Below are 18,807 nucleotides of genomic sequence, written 5' to 3'. Positions count from 1 at the left end.
TCCGGACCCGGCGTCGCTGACCCGCCCGCCGTACCGTCCGCGCGGCGGGCGCCGGGCCGCCGCGCTACGCCCGCGCCGACCGCGCTCCCGCGGCCGCCGCCGCGGCCCGCCCGATCAGCGTCTCCAGATGGCCGGTGACCACCTCGGGGCGCTCCAGCATCACCAGGTGGCCCGCGCCCGGCTCGCACACCGACTCGGCGCCCGGCAGCAGCTCGGCGATGGTGTCGCTGTGGTCGGAGGGGGTGATCAGGTCCCGGTCGCCGGCCAGCACCAGGGCCGGTACGGCGTCGAACGCGGCCAGCGCCTCGGTCTTGTCGTGCACCGCGAAGGCCGGGAAGAACTCGGCGACGACATCGATCGGCGTCGCCTCGATCATCCGCTCGGCGAACCGCGCCACCCCCGGGTCCACCTCTTTCGGCGTACCGAACGAATAGCGCTTGACCAGCCCGGCGAAGAGGTCGGCGGTCGCCCGGCGGCCCTTCTCGACCAGCTCGCTCTGCGCGCCGAGCGCCTTGAGCACGCCCGGCGCCAGCTTGTGGAACGCCTTGACGCCCAGTGACGGCAGCCCGAAGGCGACCTCGCTGAGCCGCCCCGCGGAGGTGCCGATCAGGGCCACCCCGACCACCCGCTCCGCGACGTACTCCGGATACTGGTCGGCCAGCGCCATCACGGTCATACCGCCCATGGAGTGCCCGACCAGCACGATCGGCCCCTCCGGCACGGTGGTGTCCAGCACCGCCTTCAGGTCCCGGCCGAGCAGGTCGATGGTGACCCGCTCGGTGCCCTCGCGCTGGGCCCTGCCGCGCTCCGAGCGGCCGTGGCTGCGCTGGTCCCAGTGGACCGTGCGCACCGCGCCGCGCAGGGCGGCGCGCTGGAAGTGCCAGGAGTCCTGGTTGAGGCAGTAGCCGTGGCAGAAGACGACCGTGAGCGCCTCGGCGCGGCGCCCCAGCAGCTTCAGCAGCCGCTTGCGGCGCGCGCTGCCGGTGCCGCCGCCCTTGGTGCCTCTGCCGTCGCCCGGCTCGTCGATCTCGTAGTGCAGTTCCGTGCCGTCCTCGGCCACGGCCGTGCCCGGCGTGCCGCGCAGCGTGCCGTACGGGCCCGCCGCGTCCAGCGCGAGCCGCGCCTTGCGCCGCATGCCCCGGCCGACCGTCAGCCGCTCGATGGCCACACCCGCGGCGGCGCCCGCCGCCACCACGCCGATCGCCGCTCCGGCGATGCCCGCGTGGCGTCCGGCCCGCGTCCAGCCGCCGACCGCCGTGGCCGCCCCGGCCGCCGCTTCCGCCGCGTCGATCGCGGTGTCGGCGGCCGCCCCCGTCCTGTCGCTCATGTCCCGCTCCCCGTGTCCGCGCGCTCATCAACATAGACGCGTGGCACCCGGGTACCGATCCGCGTGACGATTTCGTACCCGATGGTGCCGGTCGCACGCGCCCAGTCCTCGGCGGTCGGCTCGCCCCGGTCCCCCGGGCCGAACAGCACAGCCACGTCTCCCACCTGGGCCGGGTCCCCGCCAAGATCGACCACAAACTGATCCATCGCGATCCGTCCGGCGACCGTCCGCCATTTGCCCGCGACCAGTACCGGTCCGCTGCCCGACGCATGCCGCGGGATGCCGTCGGCGTAGCCGAGCGGCACCAGGGCGAGGGTGGTCTCGCCGGACGTCGTGTACTGGTGACCGTACGAGACGCCATGGCCACCGGGTACGCGCTTCACCGACGCCAGCGCCGCCTCCAGCGTCATCACCGGCCGCAGTCCGAAGTCCTCCGGCGCGCCCATCTCGGGGCTGGGCGAGAGGCCGTAGACGCCGATCCCGGCGCGCACCAGGTCGAAGTGCGCCCGGGGGAGGCTGAGCAGCGCCGGGGTGTTGGCGTGATGCCGTACCTCGGGGTCCAGACCGGCCTCGCGGACCACCGCGTCGGCCTCGGCGAAGAGCGCCAGCTGTGCGTCGATGGAGGGGTGGCCCGGCTCGTCGGCGCATGCGAAGTGCGACCAGACGCCGGTGACGCGGACCGTGCCCTCGGCCTCGGCGGCGCGCGCGGCGGCGACCAGTGCGGCCCAGTCGGCGGGCTGGCAGCCGTTGCGCCCCAGCCCGGTGTCGACCTTCAGCTGCACCCGGGCGGTACGGCCGCAGGCCCGCGCCGCGTCCATGACCTCGCGCAGCGCCCACATCCCGCTGACCGACACGTCGATGTCCTGCTCGATCGCCTGCCGCCAGGGCCCGCCGGGCGTCCACAGCCAGCACATCAGGCGGCCGGTGTCGCCCGCGTCCCGCAGCGCGAAGGCCTCCTCCGGCAGGGCCGTGCCCAGCCAAGTCGCCCCGGCCTCCCGCGCGGCACGGCCGCAGCGGACGGCGCCGTGGCCGTACCCGTCCGACTTCACCACGGCCATCAGCTCGGCCCGTGGCGCGCGGGCCCGCAGCGCCCGCACATTGGAGCGCACCGCGGCGAGGTCGATGGCCGCACGGGCACGCATGGCTGTGTGGTTCATCCACACAGTGTCTCAGGACGGGGATTGGGGCCCGGCGAGGCAGGTGGAGAAGGAGGGCCCGCCCTCACGACCGGCTGACGTCCCGCCACGCCTCCCCCAGCGCCCCCGCCACGTCCGTCGCCAGGATCGGCGCGCCGTCCGGGGTGGCCGCCAGCCGGGCGGCCAGGCCGTGCAGATACGCGCCCGCGGACGCCGCGTCGCGCGCGGACAGGCCGGTGGCCAGCAGCGATCCGGTCAGGCCGGACAGCACGTCGCCGCTGCCGGCGGTGGCCAGCCAGCCGGTGCCGGTGGGGTTGGCGCGCACGGGGCCGCCCGCCGGGTCGGCGACGAGGGTGGTGGAGCCCTTCAGGAGGGCCGTGGCGCCGTACCGCTCGGCCAGTTCCCGTACGGAGCGCAGGCGGGACGCCTCGACGTCCGCCCGGTCGGCGCCGAGCAGCGCGGCGGCCTCCCCGGCGTGCGGCGTCAGCAGGGTCGGCGCGGCGCGGTCCCGTACCCGCGCGGCGTCCAGGAAGCGCAGCCCGTCGGCGTCCACCAGCACCGGTACGTCGGAGCCGAGCACGTCCGCCACCGCGTCCCCGTCGTCGCCGATGCCGGGGCCGATGACCCAGGACTGGACGCGGCCCGCCTTCGAGGGCGGCCCGGCGTGCACCAGGGTCTCCGGGAACCGCGCCAGCACCTCGTCGGCCGCCGGGCCCACGTACCGTACGGCCCCGGCGCCGCCGCGCAGCGCCCCGGACACGGCCAGCACCGCGGCGCCCGGATAGCGCGCGGACCCCGCGACCACGCCCACCACACCGCGCCGGTACTTGTCGCTCTCCGCCGAGGGGCGGGGCAGCAGGGCCGCCACGTCCGCGTACTGGAGCGCCTCCACCCCGGCGTCCGCGGGCAGATCGAGGCCGATGTCCACCAGCCGCAGCGCGCCCGCGTACTCGCGCGCCGGGTCGATCAGCAGGCCCGGCTTGTACGCGCCGAAGGTCACCGTCACATCGGCCCGTACGGCCTCCCCCGGCACCTCGCCGGAGTCCGCGTCCACGCCGCTCGGCAGGTCGACGGCCACGGTCATGGCCCCACGGGCCGCCTCGGCCAGCCGCGCCGCCTCCGGCCGCAGGCCGCCCTTGCCGCCGATGCCGACGATGCCGTCCACGACGAGATCGGCGCGCGCGATGTCGGCGAGGGCGTCGCCGGACACCCGGCCGCCGGCCGCCCGGAGGGCCGCCAGGCCGCCCGCGTGCGCCCGTTCCGGGGACAGCAGGACGGCGCGTACGCCCGCGCCGCGCCGGGCCAGCCGGGCGCCCGCGTACAGCGCGTCGCCGCCGTTGTCACCGCTGCCCACGAGCAGTACGACCCGGGCCCCGTACACCCGCCCCAGCAGCTCCGCGCAGGCCACCGCCAGCCCGGCGGCGGCCCGTTGCATCAGGGCCCCTTCGGGCAGCCGCGCCATCAGGTCCCGCTCGGCCGCCCGTACGACATCCACGCTGAACGCAGTCCTCATGCACCCAGTCTGACCCCGGGCGGCCCCGGCATTCCTCCCGGCTCGCCCGGCCACGGGTACCGGCGCGTCCGGCCGCGCCCGCCGGCAGCGCTCACCCCTCCGCGATCACCACCGCCGAGGCCACGCCCGCGTCGTGACTGAGCGACACGTGCCAGGACCGCACGCCCAGTTCCGCCGCCCGCTCGGCCACCGTCCCGCGGATCTGGAGCATCGGCTGCCCGGACTCCAGCACCGCCACCTCCGCGTCCGTCCAGCGCAGCCCGCCGGGCGCGCCCAGCGCCTTGGCCACCGCCTCCTTGGCCGCGAACCGGGCGGCGAGCGAGGCGATGCCCCGGCGCTCGCCGCTGGGCAGCGTCAACTCCCGCTCGACGAACAGCCGGTGCGCCATCTCCGGGGTGCGCTCCAGGGCCGCCCCGAAGCGGTCGATCTCGGCGACGTCGATGCCCACCCCGATGATCATTCGACGGTCACCGACTTGGCGAGGTTGCGCGGCTGGTCCACCTCGTTGCCGCGCGCCGTGGCCAGTTCGCAGGCGAACACCTGGAGCGGCACCGAGGAGACCAGCGGCTGGAGCAGGGTGGGCGTGCGCGGGATGCGCACGACGTGGTCCGCGTACGGGACGACCGCCTCGTCGCCCTCCTCCGCGATCACGATGGTGCGCGCGCCGCGGGCCCGGATCTCCTGGATGTTGGAGACGATCTTGCCGTGCAGGACGGACCGGCCGCGCGGCGACGGCACGACCACCACCACCGGCACACCCTCCTCGATCAGCGCGATCGGGCCGTGCTTCAGCTCGCCCGCCGCGAAGCCCTCCGCGTGCATGTACGCGAGTTCCTTGAGCTTCAGCGCGCCCTCCAGGGCGACCGGGTAGCCCACGTGCCGCCCCAGGAACAGCACCGTGTCCTTGTCCGCGAGACCGCGCGCCAGCTCCCGTACCGGCTCCATCGTCCCCAGGACCTGCTCGACCTGCGTGCCGACGCCGGCCAGCTCGCGCACCACGGCCCGGATCTCGTCGCCCCACTGCGTGCCGCGCACCTGCCCCAGGTACAGCGCGAGCAGGTAGCAGGCCACCAGCTGGGTCAGGAACGCCTTGGTGGAGGCGACCGCGACCTCGGGCCCGGCGTGGGTGTAGAGCACCGCGTCCGACTCGCGCGGGATCGTCGAGCCGTTGGTGTTGCAGACCGCGAGGACCTTCGCGCCCTGCTCGCGGGCGTGCCGCACCGCCATCAGGGTGTCCATCGTCTCGCCGGACTGCGAGATGGCGACGACCAGGGTGCGCGGGTCCAGGATCGGGTCCCGGTAGCGGAACTCGCTGGCCAGCTCCACCTCGCAGGGGATACGGGTCCAGTGCTCGATCGCGTACTTGGCGATCATCCCGGCGTGGAAGGCCGTGCCGCAGGCCACTATCACCACCTTGGTGGCCTCGCGCAGCACCGCGTCGTCGATGCGGACCTCGTCCAGCGAGAGCACCCCGGACGCGTCCACCCGGCCCAGCAGCGTGTCCGCGACCGCCTTCGGCTGCTCGGCGATCTCCTTGAGCATGAAGTAGTCGTAGCCGCCCTTCTCGGCGGCCGAGGCGTCCCAGTCCACGTGGTACTCACGGACCTCGCCCGGCGCCCCGTCGAAGTCCGTGACCGTCACCCCGTCCCGGCGCAGCTCCACGACCTGGTCCTGGCCCAGCTCGATCGCCTCACGGGTGTACGCGATGAACGCCGCCACGTCCGACGCGAGGAACGCCTCGTCCTCGCCGACACCCACCACCAGCGGTGAGTTGCGGCGCGCGCCCACCACCACGTCCGGCGCGTCCGCGTGCACCGCGACCAGCGTGAACGCGCCCTCCAGCCGCCGGCACACCTGCCGCATCGCCTCGGCCAGATCGCCGCAGGAGGAGAAGCTCTCCGCCAGCAGATGCCCGACCACCTCGGTGTCCGTCTCGGACGCCAACGTGTGACCGCGCCCGGACAGTTCGGCCCGCAGCGCCGCGAAGTTCTCGATGATGCCGTTGTGGACGACGGCGACCCGCCCGGCGTTGTCCAGGTGCGGATGGGCGTTGGCGTCGGTGGGCGCGCCGTGCGTGGCCCACCGGGTGTGCCCGATCCCGGTCGAGCCGGTCGGCAGCGGACGCTCGGCCAGCTCCTTGTCGAGATTGGCGAGCTTGCCCGCCTTCTTGGCCGCGGCCAGCCCTCCGTCGGCCAGGACGGCCACCCCGGCCGAGTCGTAGCCGCGGTACTCCAGCCGCTTCAGCCCGGCGAGCACGACGTCCAGGGCGGACCGGCCGCCCGTATACCCCACGATTCCGCACATGAGGGCAGCCTACGGGGCGACGTGATCAAAGCCCCCGCTCTATACGGTCAACCCGCGGCGCCGCCGCCCTACGGCGCCGCTCACGGCCCGTCCGCGACACGGACGGCCACAACCCCACCCCGGAGGGAACCGGGCGCCGCGCGCGCGGACAATGGGCGCGTGCCCCTCACCACAGAGCCGACCGAGTCGCAGCACCGCCGCCGCGCCGAGCGCACGCCGTACGTGGACCTGACGCGCGCCGAGTGGAGCGCCCTGCGGGAGAAGACCCCGCTGCCGCTGACCGCCGAGGAGGTCGAGCGGCTGCGCGGCCTGGGCGACGTGATCGACCTGGACGAGGTGCGCGACGTCTACCTGCCGCTGTCCCGGCTGCTCAACCTGTACGTCGGCGCCACCAGCAACCTGCGCGGCGCGCTCAACACCTTCCTCGGCGACGCGGGCGGCGGCCACGGCGCGCAGCCCGGCACACCGTTCGTCATAGGGGTCGCGGGCAGCGTGGCCGTCGGCAAGTCCACCACCGCCCGGCTCCTCCAGGCGCTGCTGGCCCGCTGGCCGGAGCACCCGCGCGTCGAGCTGGTCACCACCGACGGCTTCCTGTTCCCCAACGCCGAACTGCACCGCCGCGGCCTGATGTCGCGCAAGGGCTTCCCCGAGTCCTACGACCGCCGCGCCCTGACCCGCTTCGTCGCCGACGTGAAGTCCGGCAAGTCCGAGGTCAGCGCCCCGGTCTACTCCCACCTGATCTACGACATCGTGCCCGGCGAACGGCTGACCGTGCACCGCCCCGACATCCTGATCGTCGAGGGCCTGAACGTCCTCCAGCCCGCCCTGCCCGGCAAGGACGGCCGCACCCGCCTCGGCCTCGCCGACTTCTTCGACTTCTCGGTCTACGTGGACGCCCGCACCGAGGACATCGAGCAGTGGTACCTGGGCCGCTTCCGCAAACTGCGCGCCACCGCCTTCCAGAACCCGTTCTCGTACTTCCGGAAGTACACCCAGGTTTCCGAGGAAGAAGCCCTCGACTACGCCCGGATGATCTGGCGCACCGTCAACAAGCCCAACCTGGAACAGAACGTCGCACCGACCCGGGGGCGCGCCAACCTCGTGCTGCGCAAGGGGCCGGACCACAAGGTGCAGCGGCTGTCCCTGCGCAAGCTCTGACGACGGCGGGAACCCGCCGCCTTCCACGAGAGGTACACCGTGCTGCACCTGCGCCTGATCGTCCCCGCCGACCGTACGCAGGCCGTGCTGCGCCTGGTGGAGAGCACGGTCGGCACCACCCACCTCGCCGTCCTGGCCGGCGCCGCGCACGATCCGCCGGGCGATGTCGTCCTGTGCGACGTGGCCCGCGAGGCCGCCGACGGCCTGCTGCACGAGCTGCGGGCGCTCGGCATCGACCGGGACGGCGCGATCGCCGTCGAGAACATCGACCTGTCGCTGTCCACCCGCGCGGACCGGGCGGAGAAGGACGCGCCCGGCGAGGGCGCGGACGCCGTGCTGTGGGAGTCGCTGACCGACGCCACCCACGAGGAGTCCACGCTCTCCGTCACCTATCTGGCGTTCCTGACGCTCGCCACGATGCTCGCGGCCTGCGGCGTGGTGCTGGACAACGCGATCCTGATCGTCGGCGCGATGGCCGTCGGCCCGGAGTTCGGCCCGCTGGCCGGCGTCTGCACGGCCCTGGTGCGCCGCGCGCCCGGGCTGGCCTGGCGCTCCCTGCTGGCGCTGGTCGTGGGCTTCGCGGTGGCGATGGCGCTGACGGTGGGGTTCAGCCTGGTCATGGACGCGGTGGGGCTCTTCCACGCCGAGGCGCTTACGGCCGAGCGCCCGAACACGAACTTCATCTACCGGCCGGACTGGTTCTCGTTCGTGGTCGCCGTCCTCGCCGGGATCGCCGGGGTCCTCTCCCTCACCTCGGCGAAGTCCGGCGCCCTGGTCGGCGTGGCGATCTCGGTCACCACCGTCCCGGCCGCCGCGAACGCCGCCGTCGCCTTCGGCTACAGCTCGTACCGGCAGGCGTGGGGCTCCACGGAACAGCTCCTGCTGAACCTCGCCGGCATCGTCATCGCGGGCACGCTGACACTGCTGGCCCAGAAGATCTTCTGGGCCAGCAGGAAGCGCGTACGGGGTTAGCTAGCCCAGCGCCGACTTCACCACGTCGGCCAGCCGTCCGGCGACGGCCCCCGCCTGCTCGATGTCGGCGGCCTCGACCATGACGCGGACCAGCGGCTCGGTGCCGGAGGGGCGCAGCAGTACGCGGCCGGTGGCGCCCAGTTCCTTCTCGGCCTCCGCGACCGCGGTGGTCAGCTCCGGCGAGGTGCCGACCCGCGTCTTGTCGACGTCCGGGACGTTCACCAGCACCTGCGGCAGCCGCTCCATGACGCCGACCAGCTCGGCCAGCGGGCGGCCGGTGTCCGCGACGCGGGCGGCCAGCATCAGGCCGGTGAGGGTGCCGTCGCCGGTCGTGGCGTGGTCCAGCGCGATGACGTGGCCGGACTGCTCGCCGCCGAGCGCGAACCCGCCGGCCTTCATCTCCTCCAGGACGTAGCGGTCGCCGACCGCCGTCTGGACGAAGGTCAGGCCCTCGCGCTCCATGGCCAGCTTGAAGCCCAGGTTGGACATGACGGTCGCCACGACGGTGTTCTTGCGCAGCGTGCCGGCCTCGCGCATGCCGAGCGCCAGGACGGCCAGGATCTGGTCGCCGTCGACCTCGTTGCCCTGGTGGTCCACCGCCAGGCAGCGGTCCGCGTCGCCGTCGTGCGCCACGCCCAGGTCGGCGCCGTGCTCGACGACCGCCGCGCGCAGCTTGGCGATGTGGGTGGAGCCGCAGTCGTCGTTGATGTTCAGGCCGTCGGGCTCGGTGCCGATGGTGACGACCTCGGCGCCGGCCCGCGCGAACGCCTCCGGGGAGACCCGGGAAGCCGCGCCGTGCGCGCCGTCGATGACGATCTTCAGGCCGTCCAGGCGGTTGGGCAGCACGCCCACCAGGTGCGCGACGTAGTTGTCGAAGCCCTGGTCGTAGTCCTTGACCCGGCCGACACCGGCGCCGGTGGGCCGGTCCCACGGCTCGCCGGAGCTGTGCGCCCGGTAGGTGCGCTCGATGCGGTCCTCCAGCTCGTCGGCGAGCTTGTGGCCGCCGCGGGCGAAGAACTTGATGCCGTTGTCGGGCATCGGGTTGTGGCTGGCGGAGAGCATCACGCCCAGGTCGGCGCCGAGCGACCCGGTCAGGTACGCCACGGCCGGGGTCGGCAGCACGCCCACCCGCAGCACGTCCACGCCCGCGCTGGCCAGGCCCGCGACGACCGCGGCCTCCAGGAACTCCCCCGACGCCCGCGGATCGCGCCCGACCACGGCCACGGGCCGGTGGCCCTCAAAGGTGCCGGCTTCCGCGAGCACATGCGCCGCCGCGACCGAGAGACCGAGCGCCAGCTCGGCCGTCAGATCGGCGTTGGCGACACCGCGCACACCGTCCGTGCCGAAGAGTCGTCCCACTGGTGTCCTCCGAGTTGATGTACGTGGACCAGAGCATTGCGTCCAGGTATACGCCGCTGGTCCCGGATAGCCGAACGCCCCGGCAGCACGGATGGTGCCACCGGGGCGTTCGCCAAGAGCCGCGCGAGCAGCCAAGCGGCAATTAGCGCTTGCTGTACTGCGGCGCCTTGCGGGCCTTCTTCAGACCGGCCTTCTTGCGCTCGACCGCACGGTCGTCGCGCTTGAGGAAGCCGGCCTTCTTCAGCGGACCGCGGTTGTTGTCCTCGTCCGCCTCGTTCAGCGCACGGGCCACGCCCAGGCGCAGCGCGCCGGCCTGGCCGGAGATGCCGCCGCCGGAGATGCGGGCCACGACGTCGTAGCGGTTGTCCAGTTCGAGCACCTTGAAGGGCTCGTTGACTTCCTGCTGGTGCACCTTGTTCGGGAAGTAACCCTCAAGGGTGCGGCCGTTGATCTTCCACTGGCCGGTGCCCGGGATGATCCGCACGCGGGCGATGGCGTTCTTGCGACGGCCGAGGCCGGCGGCCGGCTGCGGGTCGCCGAAGCGCGAGGCGAGCGACTCGGAGGTGTACTCGCCCTCCAGCGGGACCTCGGTCTCGGTGGTGTATTCCTCGACCTCGACCTCGTCCAGCGGGGTCTCGGGGGTGGTCTCAGCCACGATGCTCCTCAGATTCTCTTCGTCTTAGGGGGTGGCCGGACTTACTGCGCGACCTGGGTGATCTCGAACGGGACCGGCTGCTGGGCAGCGTGCGGGTGCTCGGGGCCCGCGTAGACCTTCAGCTTCGAGAGCATCTGACGGCCCAGGGTGTTCTTGGGCAGCATGCCCTTGATGGCCTTCTCGACGGCCTTCTCGGGGTTCTTTTCGAGCAGGTCCTCGTAACGGACCGCACGCAGACCGCCCGGGAAACCGGAGTGGCGGTAGGCCATCTTCTGGATGCGCTTGTTGCCGGACAGGTGCACCTTGTCGGCGTTGATGATGACGACGAAGTCGCCGGTGTCGACGTGCGGCGCGTACACCGGCTTGTGCTTACCCCGCAGGAGGGAAGCGGCCTGGGAGGCCAGACGGCCCAGGACGACGTCCTGGGCGTCGATGATGTGCCACTGGCGCTGGACATCGCCGGGCTTGGGGCTGAACGTACGCACGGTTAGCCTTCGCTTCTTCAGTGAATAGGGTCCTGTACTGGTCACCACGATCGATCGCCAGCACTGGCGGCCCCGCGGGTGACGCAACCCGGGTTCCTGCCGCTGGTCATCGGCCCGGTGGACCGGCGTAAGGGCCCCTCACGTGAGATAGAGCAAGCCAATACGCATAACGAACCAGCAGAATACCGGGCCGCCCCCAGCCGGGTCAAAACACGTCCCGAACCGGCGTGCGATCCGCACCCTCGGGTCCCACGGGCATGGTAGCCACCGCCCGCAGCACGCGCGGCCGGACGCAGGTCCACGCCAGCACGGCCGCGACGGTCCACAGCATCGCCGCGTCCCGGAAGGCCCGCCGGTGCAGTGCCTCCAGGTGCGGCCAGGCCAGCCCGCTGACCTGCGGTACGAGGGCGATCCAGAACCAGATCGTACGAGCCGCCGAGCCCGGCAGGGCCACGGAGGCCACCAGCGGCGGCAGCACCACCAGCAGGTAGTGGTCGAAGGACGGCCGGGACACCAGGAACGCCGCGAGCATCAGCATCGCGGCGGTCTCGACGAGCCGCAGCGGGCCCGCGTCACCGCGCCGCCAGCGCGCCCAGGCACACCCGGCCCCGGCCGCCGCCACCACCGCGGCGACCCCGTACGCCGCGGTCTCCGGCACGCCCAGCCGGGTCAGGATCATCCCGAGCGAGGCGTCGAAGGGCCGCGCGAAGCTGTCCTGGCCGTGCAGCAGGAACGGCAGGGTACGGGTGAAGAACATGCCGGGGCGCGGCATCAGCAGCGCCGCCAGCCCGGACGCCACGACGGGCACCGCCACCGCCACCGCGAGGGCCCGCCGGCGCCGCGCCAGGACCAGCAGCAGGAGCAGCGGCGCGAGCAGCGGCTTGAGGGCCAGCGCGAGGCCGAGGACCGCGCCCGCGGCCACCCACCGGGAGCGCAGCGCCAGGAGCAGCACCAGAGGCAGCGCCACCACGGAGGCCAGCGTCCAGTTCCCGATGTTGACCACGTTGCGGAACGGCTCGAAGAACGCCAGGGCCGCCACCCCGAGCACCGCCAGCCTGCTCCGTACGGGCACCCGGAAGATCCGCAGCGCCAGCAGCCAGCCCAGCACCACCGCCCCCACGCCCGCCACCGGCACCAGCAGCCGCAGCTTCCCGGCGGACAGCAGCGCCTCGGGCACCGCGGCCGGCACCGCGCTCGGCAGGTACAGGAACCGCTTGTCGGCGTACGGGGCGTCACCGTCCAGGAGCGCCCGCGCCGCCTTGACGACGAAGTCGTTGTCCATGCCGACGGTGGCACTGTGGCGGTGGATGTTGAAGATCACCGCCACCATCAGGGCGGCGGCCACCGCCCACAGCGGCCAGGGAGCCCGCCTGAGCAGCCATCCGACGACCGGGGAGGCCGCGGCCTCCGCTGCGTCCCCCGCCTCCCCGACGCCCGCTATGCCCGTTTTCTCCGCGCTCATGCGTCCATCTAAGAGCCGCTGCCACGGGCTCACCACCGGACGCGACCCAAGCGGTGACGCGGGCTATCGCTTGCGTTCGACCCTCCGCTCGTCCCACACCGGCTCCGCCGTCTCCCGCACCCGCCCGTCCGAGCCGAAGACCAGGTACCGGTCGAAGGACCGCGCGAACCAGCGGTCGTGCGTCACCGCCAGCACCGTGCCCTCGTACGCCTCCAGCCCCTCCTGGAGCGCCTCGGCGCTCTCCAGGTCGAGGTTGTCGGTCGGCTCGTCCAGCAGCAGGGCGGTGCTCCCCGCCAGCTCCAGCAGCAGGATCTGGAAACGCGCCTGCTGGCCGCCCGACAGGCGGTCGAAGCGCTGCTCGGCCTGGCGCTCCAGCTCGTACCGGCGCAGCGCGCTCATCGCCTTGCCCCGGTCCTTGGCGTGTTCCGTCCAGAGAATGTCCAGAAGGGTGCGGCCCTCCAGCTCCGGGTGGGCGTGCGTCTGCGCGAAATGACCGGGCACGACGCGCGCGCCCAGCTTCCAGCTACCCGTATGCGCGACGTCCTCGCCCGCCAGCAGCCGCAGGAAGTGCGACTTCCCGGAGCCGTTCGACCCGAGCACCGCAACCCGCTCCCCGTAGAAGACCTCCAGGCCGAACGGCTTCATCAGCCCGGTCAGCTCAAGGTTTTCGCAGGTCACCGCCCGCACACCGGTACGCCCGCCACGCAGCCGCATGGTGATCTCCTGCTCGCGCGGCGGCTCCGGCGGCGGCCCGGCCTCCTCGAACTTGCGCAGCCGGGTCTGGGCGGCGTGGTAGCGGGAGGCCAGCTCATGGCTGTTCTCCGCCGCCTGCCGCAGGCTGCGCACCAGCTTCTTCAGCTGCTCGTGCTTCTCGTCCCAGCGCCGCCGCAGCTCCTCGAAGCGCGCGAAGCGCTCCTTGCGTGCCGCGTGGTACGTGTCGAAGCCGCCGCCGTGCACCCATACGTCCGAGCCCGCGGGCCCCGGCTCCACGCTGACGATCTTGTCGGCGGCGCGCGCCAGCAGCTCCCGGTCGTGGCTGACGAAGAGCACGGTCTTCTTCGTCTCGCGCAGCCGCTCCTCCAGCCAGCGCTTGCCCGGAACGTCCAGATAGTTGTCCGGCTCGTCCAGCAGCAGCACCTCGTCGGTGCCGCGCAGCAGCGACTCCAGCACCAGCCGCTTCTGCTCGCCGCCGCTGAGCGTGCGCACCTGCCGCCACTGCGCCTTCTCGTACGGGACGCCCAGCGCGGCCATGGTGCACATGTCCCAGAGCGTCTCGGCCTCGTACCCGCGCGCCTCGGCCCAGTCGCTGAGGGCCTGCGCGTACTGCATCTGCGCGGCCTCGTCATCCACGTCCCCCACTGCCTGAACGGCGCGGGAGGTGCCCCCATACACGGCGTGCTCGGCGGCATCCACGGCCGCCGCCGCTTCCCTGATCCGCGGCGACGCCACCGACACCAGCAGGTCCCGGACCGTGCGCTCATCCCTGACCGACCCCACGAACTGCGGCATCACCCCCAGCCCGCCGCTCACGGTCACCGTGCCCCCGTGCGGCTGGAGCTCCCCCGAGATCAGCCGCAGCAGCGTCGTCTTGCCCGCGCCGTTGGCGCCGACCAGCGCCACCGAGGCGCCCTCACCGACCCGGAAGGAGACGTCCCCCAACAGGACCCGCCCGTCCGGCAGGTAGTACTCCAGATGCCCGGCCTCCACGTGTCCCATGGCCCGGATTCTCGCCGCCCGCCGCGCGTTCCACCAACCGGTTTAGGATGCGCGGCATGAGCTTTGGGCATGGTGGGCCGTTCGGGCCCGGGGGACCGGACTCCTCGACTCCTGACTGGGAGGCGCTCGCCGACGAGAGCGAGTCACGCGAAAAGCGCCGCCGCTGGCTGTTCATCGGCGGCGGCGCCCTCGCGACCGTCGCCGTGGCGGGCATCGTCGCCACCGCCGTGATCACCAGCAACAAGAACGGCAACGACCTGCCGCACGCCCAGAAGCTGCCGGACGAGCCCGACGAGCCCAAACCGTCCTTCTCCGAGGTCTCCGTCCCGCCGCCGCCGAACCCGCGGGACTACATCACCGACCCCAAGAAGGACACCGCGGCCCTCACCCCCGACTCCCTCTTCCCCGACAAGAGCATGGTCATCGACAAGCGGTCCTACCCCCGGGTGACCACCGCCGCCACCGACGACTGCACGGCCGGCACGCACGGCGCGCTCGGCTCGGTGCTCAAGCACAACGGCTGCAAGAAGCTGCTGCGTGCCACGTACTCCAAGGACGGCGTCGCGGTCACCGTCGGCGTCGCGGTCTTCGACTCCAAGGCCGCCGCCTTCAAGGTCAAGGACGCCAACAAGCCCAGCCTCGCGCCGCTGGCCGGCGGCGGCGTCGGCACCTTCTGCGCGGGCACGGCCTGCACGATGTACACCAACGCCACCGGCCGCTACGCCTACTTCACCATCGCCGGCAACCTCGACGGCTCGGCCGTCACCAAGGCGTCCACGAAGGCCCTCCAGATCGGCCGGGACGGCGGCCAGTACGCGTACAACCGCATCTGGCAGCGCGGCACGGACCAGGCGGCCAAGGCCGCCCGCGCCCAGTCCTGACGACGCCCGCGCCGGGGCGGCTCAGCAGCAGCCGCCCCCGGGCAGCGTCCGCTTGTTGCGCGCCTCCTGGTTGCGGGCCATGAGCAGGTCGTCCGCCGGATAGCCGACCTCCTCCAGGGTCAGCCCGTGCGGCCGTACGACATGCACCGCCGAGTCCCGCACCCCGGCCGCCAGCACCTTCCCCGGCCACTCCACCGGCCGGTGCCCGTCCCCCACGAACAGCAGCGCGCCCACCAGCGAACGCACCATGTTGTGGCAGAAGGCGTCCGCCTTCACGGTCGCCGTGACGATCCCGTCGCCGTCCCGCACCCAGCTCAGCTCCTGGAGCGTACGGATCGTCGTCGCGCCCTCGCGCCGCTTGCAGTAGGCGGCGAAGTCGTGCTCCCCCAGCAGGGCCCGCGACGCCTCGTTCATCGCGTCGACGTCCAGGTCCCAGTCGTGCCACAGCACGTGGCCGCGCAGCAGCGGATCGACGCCCCCCGGGTGATCCGTCACCCGGTAGGCGTACCGCCGCCAGATCGCCGAGAACCGCGCGTTGAACCCGTACGGCGCCTCGGCGGCCCGCCACACCCGTACGTCCTTCGGCAGCCGCCCGGCCAGCCGCCGCAGCAGCTTGTCCGCGTGCTCGGCCCACAGCTCCGCCGGCAGGTCCACGTGCGCCACCTGCCCCCGCGCGTGCACCCCGGCGTCGGTCCGCCCCGCCACGGTCAGCTCGTACGTCTCCGCCGACCGCGTCACCGTCCGCAGCGCGGTCTCCAGCTCCTCCTGGACCGTGCGCCGCGCCCGCTGCTTCGCCCAGCCGGAGAAGTCCTTCCCGTCGTACGAAAGGTCCAGCCGCACCCGTACGAACCCGGGCTCCACTTCATCGCTCACCCGTGCATCCTCTCAAGCGGAACGGGCCCGCCCCCCTGAGGGGAGCGGGCCCGTCCGGTGGCCTGTGTCAGGCTCAGGCGTCCTTCGACTCCTCGGCCGGGGCCTCGGCGGCCTCGCCCTTGGTGTCCTCGGCCTTGGCGGCCTCGTCGGACTCCTTCACCGCGCGCTTGGTCGCGGCCTCGGCCTCGGCAACGGTGGCCTTCTTGGCGATCTCGCCCTCGACCAGCTCGATGACCGCCATCGGGGCGTTGTCGCCACGACGGTTGCCGATCTTGGTGATACGGGTGTAACCACCCGGACGCTCCGCGAAGCGCGGCGCGATCTCCGTGAAGAGCGTGTGCACGACGCTCTTGTCCGAGATCAGCTGCATGACCTGGCGGCGGTTGTGAAGGTCGCCCTTCTTCGCCTTGGTCACCAGACGCTCGGCGTACGGACGCAGACGGCGGGCCTTGGCCTCGGTCGTCGTGATGCGGCCGTGCTCGAACAGGTTGCTGGCCAGGTTGCGCAGCATCGCACGCTCGTGCGCAGCGCTGCCGCCCAGACGGGCACCCTTGGCGGGCTTCGGCATGGTATTTCTCCTTCATTGCTGCACCGGCCGTATCAGGTACCGGTGTCAGTTCCCGCGGGGCGGGTGCCCCGCGGAAGATCTTTCGCGCTGGAAGCGGCCGGGTCTCCCCTGCCGCTTCCAGTCTCGGCCAGGCTCGTTCATCCAGCCCGGCCGAAATCAAGCCCGTCCGGCGTTTGAGGACGAGGCCTCAGGGCCGATCAAGCCTGCACTTGAGTACGGCGGGCCGCCGTTACCGGCCGACCCGCCGCAGGCGGGCTCAGTACTGCTCGGTCTCCACGAAACCGGCATCCGCGTCGTCGTCGGCGCCGAACGCGTCAGCCGCAGCGGTCGGGTCGAACCCGGGGGGCGAGTCCTTCAGCGCCAGGCCCATACCGGCCAGCTTCGCCTTGACCTCGTCGATCGACTTCGCACCGAAGTTGCGGATGTCGAGCAGGTCCGCCTCGGAGCGGGCGACGAGCTCGCCCACCGAGTGGATGCCCTCGCGCTTGAGGCAGTTGTACGACCGAACGGTGAGCTCCAGCTCCTCGATCGGCAGCGCCAGGTCGGCGGCCAGGGCGGCGTCCGTGGGGGACGGGCCCATGTCGATGCCCTCGGCGTCGATGTTGAGCTCGCGCGCCAGGCCGAACAGCTCGACCAGGGTCTTGCCGGCCGACGCCATGGCGTCACGGGGACGCATGGCCTGCTTGGTCTCGACGTCGACGATCAGCTTGTCGAAGTCGGTGCGCTGCTCGACACGGGTCGCCTCGACCTTGTAGGTGACCTTGAGGACCGGCGAGTAGATGGAGTCGACCGGGATACGGCCGATCTCCTGGCCCACCTGCTTGTTCTGCACCGCGGAGACGTAGCCGCGACCGCGCTCGACGGTCAGCTCCATCTCCAGCTTGCCCTTGCTGTTCAGCGTGGCGAGGACCAGGTCGGGGTTGTGCACCTCGACACCGGCCGGCGGCGCGATGTCCGCGGCGGTGACCAGGCCGGGGCCCTGCTTGCGCAGGTACATCACGACCGGCTCGTCGTGCTCGGAGGAGACGACCAGCTGCTTGATGTTCAGGATGAGGTCGGTGACGTCCTCCTTGACGCCCGGCACGGTGGTGAACTCGTGCAGGACACCGTCGATGCGGATGGACGTGACCGCCGCACCCGGGATCGAGGAGAGGAGCGTACGACGCAGGGAGTTGCCGAGGGTGTAGCCGAAGCCCGGCTCCAGCGGCTCGATCACGAACCGGGAGCGGTATTCGTCGACGACCTCTTCGGTCAGCGAGGGACGCTGAGCGATCAGCATGAGGTGTTTGCCTTCCAGTCTTGGCACCCGCTATTTGATGCCAGCTGCGCCGGACGGTGGCCCGGCGGTTTCTACAAGGGTACGGGCGGCACGGCGCGACTCCCAGGAGTCGCGGCGTACCGCCCGAAAAGTGCCTGGTGACGGCCCGCGCCGAAGCGCGGACCGGCCGGCGGCGGCCCCGAGGGACCGCCCTGCGTCAGACGCGGCGACGCTTGGGGGGACGGCAGCCGTTGTGCGGCGTGGGGGTGACGTCCTGGATCGAGCCGACCTCCAGGCCGGTGGCCTGGAGCGAGCGGATCGCGGTCTCACGGCCGGAGCCGGGACCCTTGACGAAGACGTCGACCTTGCGCATGCCGTGCTCCTGCGCGCGGCGGGCGGCCGACTCGGCGGCCATCTGCGCGGCGAACGGCGTGGACTTGCGCGAGCCCTTGAAGCCCACGTGGCCCGCCGAGGCCCAGGAGATCACGTTGCCCGTGGGGTCGGTGATCGAAACGATGGTGTTGTTGAACGTGCTCTTGATGTGAGCGTGCCCGTGGGCGACGTTCTTCTTCTCCTTGCGGCGCACCTTCTTGGCGCCGGCCGTACGGCCCTTCGGAGGCATGTATTACTCCCGGTGGAGGTGGTCGGTCCTACAGCGAAGACCGCTGATGAGCGTCCGCTGAGGACTACTTCTTGCCCGGCTTCTTCTTGCCGGCGATCGCGCGACGCGGACCCTTGCGGGTACGGGCGTTCGTGCTGGTGCGCTGACCGTGCACCGGCAGGCCGCGGCGGTGACGCAGACCCTGGTAGCAGCCGATCTCGACCTTGCGGCGGATGTCGGCCTGGATCTCGCGACGGAGGTCACCCTCGGTCTTGAGGTTGTTGTCCACGTACTCGCGGATCTTGACCAGGTCCTCCTCGGCCAGGTCGCGAACGCGGGTGTCCGGGTTCACGCCGGTGGCGGCGAGGGTCTGCTGCGACAGGGTGCGCCCGATGCCGAAGACGTAGGTGAGGGCGACCTCGACGCGCTTGTCGCGCGGGAGATCAACGCCTGCGAGGCGTGCCATTTATTGGCTCCTGAGGTATTCGGAGGTCTTCCGCAGCACCGTTCCCGTAAGACTCTTCGGAATTACGAGCCGG

The 18,807-nt window shown here is 72.4% G+C and carries 18 protein-coding genes; 3 read left to right on the top strand and 15 right to left on the bottom strand.

Going from position 1 to position 18,807, the window contains the following annotated elements; genetic code table 11:
• Nucleotides 1-64: 64 nt before the first annotated feature.
• From CP973_RS03680 to glmS, 5 genes are all read right to left on the bottom strand, one after another.
• Entirely contained in the window at nucleotides 65-1,327 is a 1,263-nt protein-coding gene (locus CP973_RS03680; RefSeq protein ID WP_150237474.1) for an alpha/beta fold hydrolase, read from the bottom strand.
• Nucleotides 1,324-2,484: an alanine racemase gene (gene alr, locus CP973_RS03675; RefSeq protein WP_150237472.1), complete on the bottom strand. Its 1,161-nt coding sequence runs from the start codon at nucleotides 2,482-2,484 to the stop codon at nucleotides 1,324-1,326. The genes CP973_RS03680 and alr overlap by 4 nt, the downstream gene beginning before the upstream one ends.
• 64 nt (nucleotides 2,485-2,548) lie before the next feature.
• Nucleotides 2,549-3,976 carry an NAD(P)H-hydrate dehydratase gene (locus CP973_RS03670; protein WP_150237471.1) on the bottom strand — a complete coding sequence of 476 codons (1,428 nt, stop codon included), beginning with the start codon at nucleotides 3,974-3,976 and terminating at the stop codon, nucleotides 2,549-2,551.
• 91 nt (nucleotides 3,977-4,067) lie between these two features.
• Nucleotides 4,068-4,436 (bottom strand): holo-ACP synthase, encoded by a 369-nt coding sequence (locus tag CP973_RS03665; protein WP_150237469.1) that lies wholly within the window; start codon nucleotides 4,434-4,436, stop codon nucleotides 4,068-4,070.
• A complete protein-coding gene (glmS, locus tag CP973_RS03660) occupies nucleotides 4,433-6,280 on the bottom strand; it encodes a glutamine--fructose-6-phosphate transaminase (isomerizing) (protein WP_150237467.1) in 1,848 nt (615 codons plus the stop codon). Before glmS ends, CP973_RS03665 begins: the two co-directional genes overlap by 4 nt.
• Nucleotides 6,281-6,439: 159 nt before the next feature.
• On the opposite strand from glmS, the gene coaA reads away from it, so the two are divergent.
• Nucleotides 6,440-7,438, top strand: a complete 999-nt coding sequence (gene coaA, locus CP973_RS03655) for a type I pantothenate kinase (RefSeq protein WP_150237465.1) — start codon at nucleotides 6,440-6,442, stop codon at nucleotides 7,436-7,438.
• A 39-nt stretch (nucleotides 7,439-7,477) separates the two neighbouring features.
• A complete protein-coding gene (locus CP973_RS03650; RefSeq protein WP_150237463.1) occupies nucleotides 7,478-8,410 on the top strand; it encodes a DUF389 domain-containing protein in 933 nt (310 codons plus the stop codon).
• Here CP973_RS03650 and glmM read toward each other — a convergent pair whose 3' ends face one another.
• The 5 genes from glmM to CP973_RS03625 form a co-directional block, all read right to left on the bottom strand.
• Nucleotides 8,411-9,769: a phosphoglucosamine mutase gene (gene glmM / locus CP973_RS03645; protein WP_150237461.1), complete on the bottom strand. Its 1,359-nt coding sequence runs from the start codon at nucleotides 9,767-9,769 to the stop codon at nucleotides 8,411-8,413. It abuts the gene before it with no gap.
• 142 nt (nucleotides 9,770-9,911) lie between these two features.
• On the bottom strand, nucleotides 9,912-10,424 hold the full coding sequence (gene rpsI, locus CP973_RS03640) for a 30S ribosomal protein S9 (RefSeq protein ID WP_004571852.1): 513 nt from the start codon (nucleotides 10,422-10,424) through the stop codon (nucleotides 9,912-9,914).
• Nucleotides 10,425-10,465: 41 nt separating this feature from the next.
• Complete coding sequence (gene rplM / locus CP973_RS03635) at nucleotides 10,466-10,909, bottom strand: 50S ribosomal protein L13 (protein WP_150237458.1); 444 nt, start codon at nucleotides 10,907-10,909, stop codon at nucleotides 10,466-10,468.
• Between the two features lie 205 nt (nucleotides 10,910-11,114).
• Nucleotides 11,115-12,371 (bottom strand): glycosyltransferase 87 family protein, encoded by a 1,257-nt coding sequence (locus tag CP973_RS03630; RefSeq protein WP_150237456.1) that lies wholly within the window; start codon nucleotides 12,369-12,371, stop codon nucleotides 11,115-11,117.
• Nucleotides 12,372-12,434: 63 nt separating this feature from the next.
• A complete protein-coding gene (locus CP973_RS03625; RefSeq protein ID WP_150237454.1) occupies nucleotides 12,435-14,087 on the bottom strand; it encodes an ABC-F family ATP-binding cassette domain-containing protein in 1,653 nt (550 codons plus the stop codon).
• A 56-nt stretch (nucleotides 14,088-14,143) separates the two neighbouring features.
• On the opposite strand from CP973_RS03625, the gene CP973_RS03615 reads away from it, so the two are divergent.
• Nucleotides 14,144-14,968, top strand: coding sequence for a hypothetical protein (locus CP973_RS03615; RefSeq protein WP_167538259.1), 825 nt, complete (start codon nucleotides 14,144-14,146; stop codon nucleotides 14,966-14,968).
• Nucleotides 14,969-14,989: 21 nt separating this feature from the next.
• On the opposite strand, the gene truA is transcribed toward CP973_RS03615, so the two are convergent.
• The 5 genes from truA to rpsM all read right to left on the bottom strand — a co-directional run bounded on the left by truA (nucleotide 14,990) and on the right by rpsM (nucleotide 18,734).
• On the bottom strand, nucleotides 14,990-15,841 hold the full coding sequence (gene truA, locus CP973_RS03610; RefSeq protein WP_150237450.1) for a tRNA pseudouridine(38-40) synthase TruA: 852 nt from the start codon (nucleotides 15,839-15,841) through the stop codon (nucleotides 14,990-14,992).
• 73 nt (nucleotides 15,842-15,914) lie between these two features.
• Nucleotides 15,915-16,409, bottom strand: coding sequence for a 50S ribosomal protein L17 (gene rplQ, locus CP973_RS03605; protein ID WP_150237449.1), 495 nt, complete (start codon nucleotides 16,407-16,409; stop codon nucleotides 15,915-15,917).
• Nucleotides 16,410-16,665: 256 nt separating this feature from the next.
• Nucleotides 16,666-17,688 carry a DNA-directed RNA polymerase subunit alpha gene (locus CP973_RS03600; RefSeq protein ID WP_030890689.1) on the bottom strand — a complete coding sequence of 341 codons (1,023 nt, stop codon included), beginning with the start codon at nucleotides 17,686-17,688 and terminating at the stop codon, nucleotides 16,666-16,668.
• A 196-nt stretch (nucleotides 17,689-17,884) separates the two neighbouring features.
• Entirely contained in the window at nucleotides 17,885-18,289 is a 405-nt protein-coding gene (rpsK, locus tag CP973_RS03595; protein ID WP_004571845.1) for a 30S ribosomal protein S11, read from the bottom strand.
• A 64-nt stretch (nucleotides 18,290-18,353) separates the two neighbouring features.
• Nucleotides 18,354-18,734 (bottom strand): 30S ribosomal protein S13, encoded by a 381-nt coding sequence (gene rpsM / locus CP973_RS03590; protein ID WP_004571844.1) that lies wholly within the window; start codon nucleotides 18,732-18,734, stop codon nucleotides 18,354-18,356.
• Between the last annotated feature and the right edge of the window lie 73 nt (nucleotides 18,735-18,807).

The sequence above is a fragment of the Streptomyces albofaciens JCM 4342 genome, assembly GCF_008634025.1.
GTDB classification, from domain to species: Bacteria; Actinomycetota; Actinomycetes; order Streptomycetales; family Streptomycetaceae; genus Streptomyces; species Streptomyces albofaciens.
This window is presented reverse-complemented; position numbering and strand designations above follow the sequence as displayed.

Excerpts from the sequence above, each read along its gene's own strand:
- CP973_RS03600 (WP_030890689.1), bottom strand. The coding sequence starts at position 17,688 with ATGCTGATCGCTCAGCGTCCCTCGCTGACCGAAGAGGTCGTCGACGAA.
- CP973_RS03665 (WP_150237469.1), bottom strand. The coding sequence starts at position 4,436 with ATGATCATCGGGGTGGGCATCGACGTCGCCGAGATCGACCGCTTCGGG.
- rpsM (WP_004571844.1), bottom strand. The coding sequence starts at position 18,734 with ATGGCACGCCTCGCAGGCGTTGATCTCCCGCGCGACAAGCGCGTCGAG.
- CP973_RS03670 (WP_150237471.1), bottom strand. The coding sequence starts at position 3,976 with ATGAGGACTGCGTTCAGCGTGGATGTCGTACGGGCGGCCGAGCGGGAC.
- alr (WP_150237472.1), bottom strand. The coding sequence starts at position 2,484 with ATGAACCACACAGCCATGCGTGCCCGTGCGGCCATCGACCTCGCCGCG.
- CP973_RS03625 (WP_150237454.1), bottom strand. The coding sequence starts at position 14,087 with ATGGGACACGTGGAGGCCGGGCATCTGGAGTACTACCTGCCGGACGGG.
- CP973_RS03615 (WP_167538259.1), top strand. The coding sequence starts at position 14,144 with ATGAGCTTTGGGCATGGTGGGCCGTTCGGGCCCGGGGGACCGGACTCC.
- CP973_RS03680 (WP_150237474.1), bottom strand. The coding sequence starts at position 1,327 with ATGAGCGACAGGACGGGGGCGGCCGCCGACACCGCGATCGACGCGGCG.
- rpsK (WP_004571845.1), bottom strand. The coding sequence starts at position 18,289 with ATGCCTCCGAAGGGCCGTACGGCCGGCGCCAAGAAGGTGCGCCGCAAG.
- rplQ (WP_150237449.1), bottom strand. The coding sequence starts at position 16,409 with ATGCCGAAGCCCGCCAAGGGTGCCCGTCTGGGCGGCAGCGCTGCGCAC.
- CP973_RS03630 (WP_150237456.1), bottom strand. The coding sequence starts at position 12,371 with ATGAGCGCGGAGAAAACGGGCATAGCGGGCGTCGGGGAGGCGGGGGAC.
- glmS (WP_150237467.1), bottom strand. The coding sequence starts at position 6,280 with ATGTGCGGAATCGTGGGGTATACGGGCGGCCGGTCCGCCCTGGACGTC.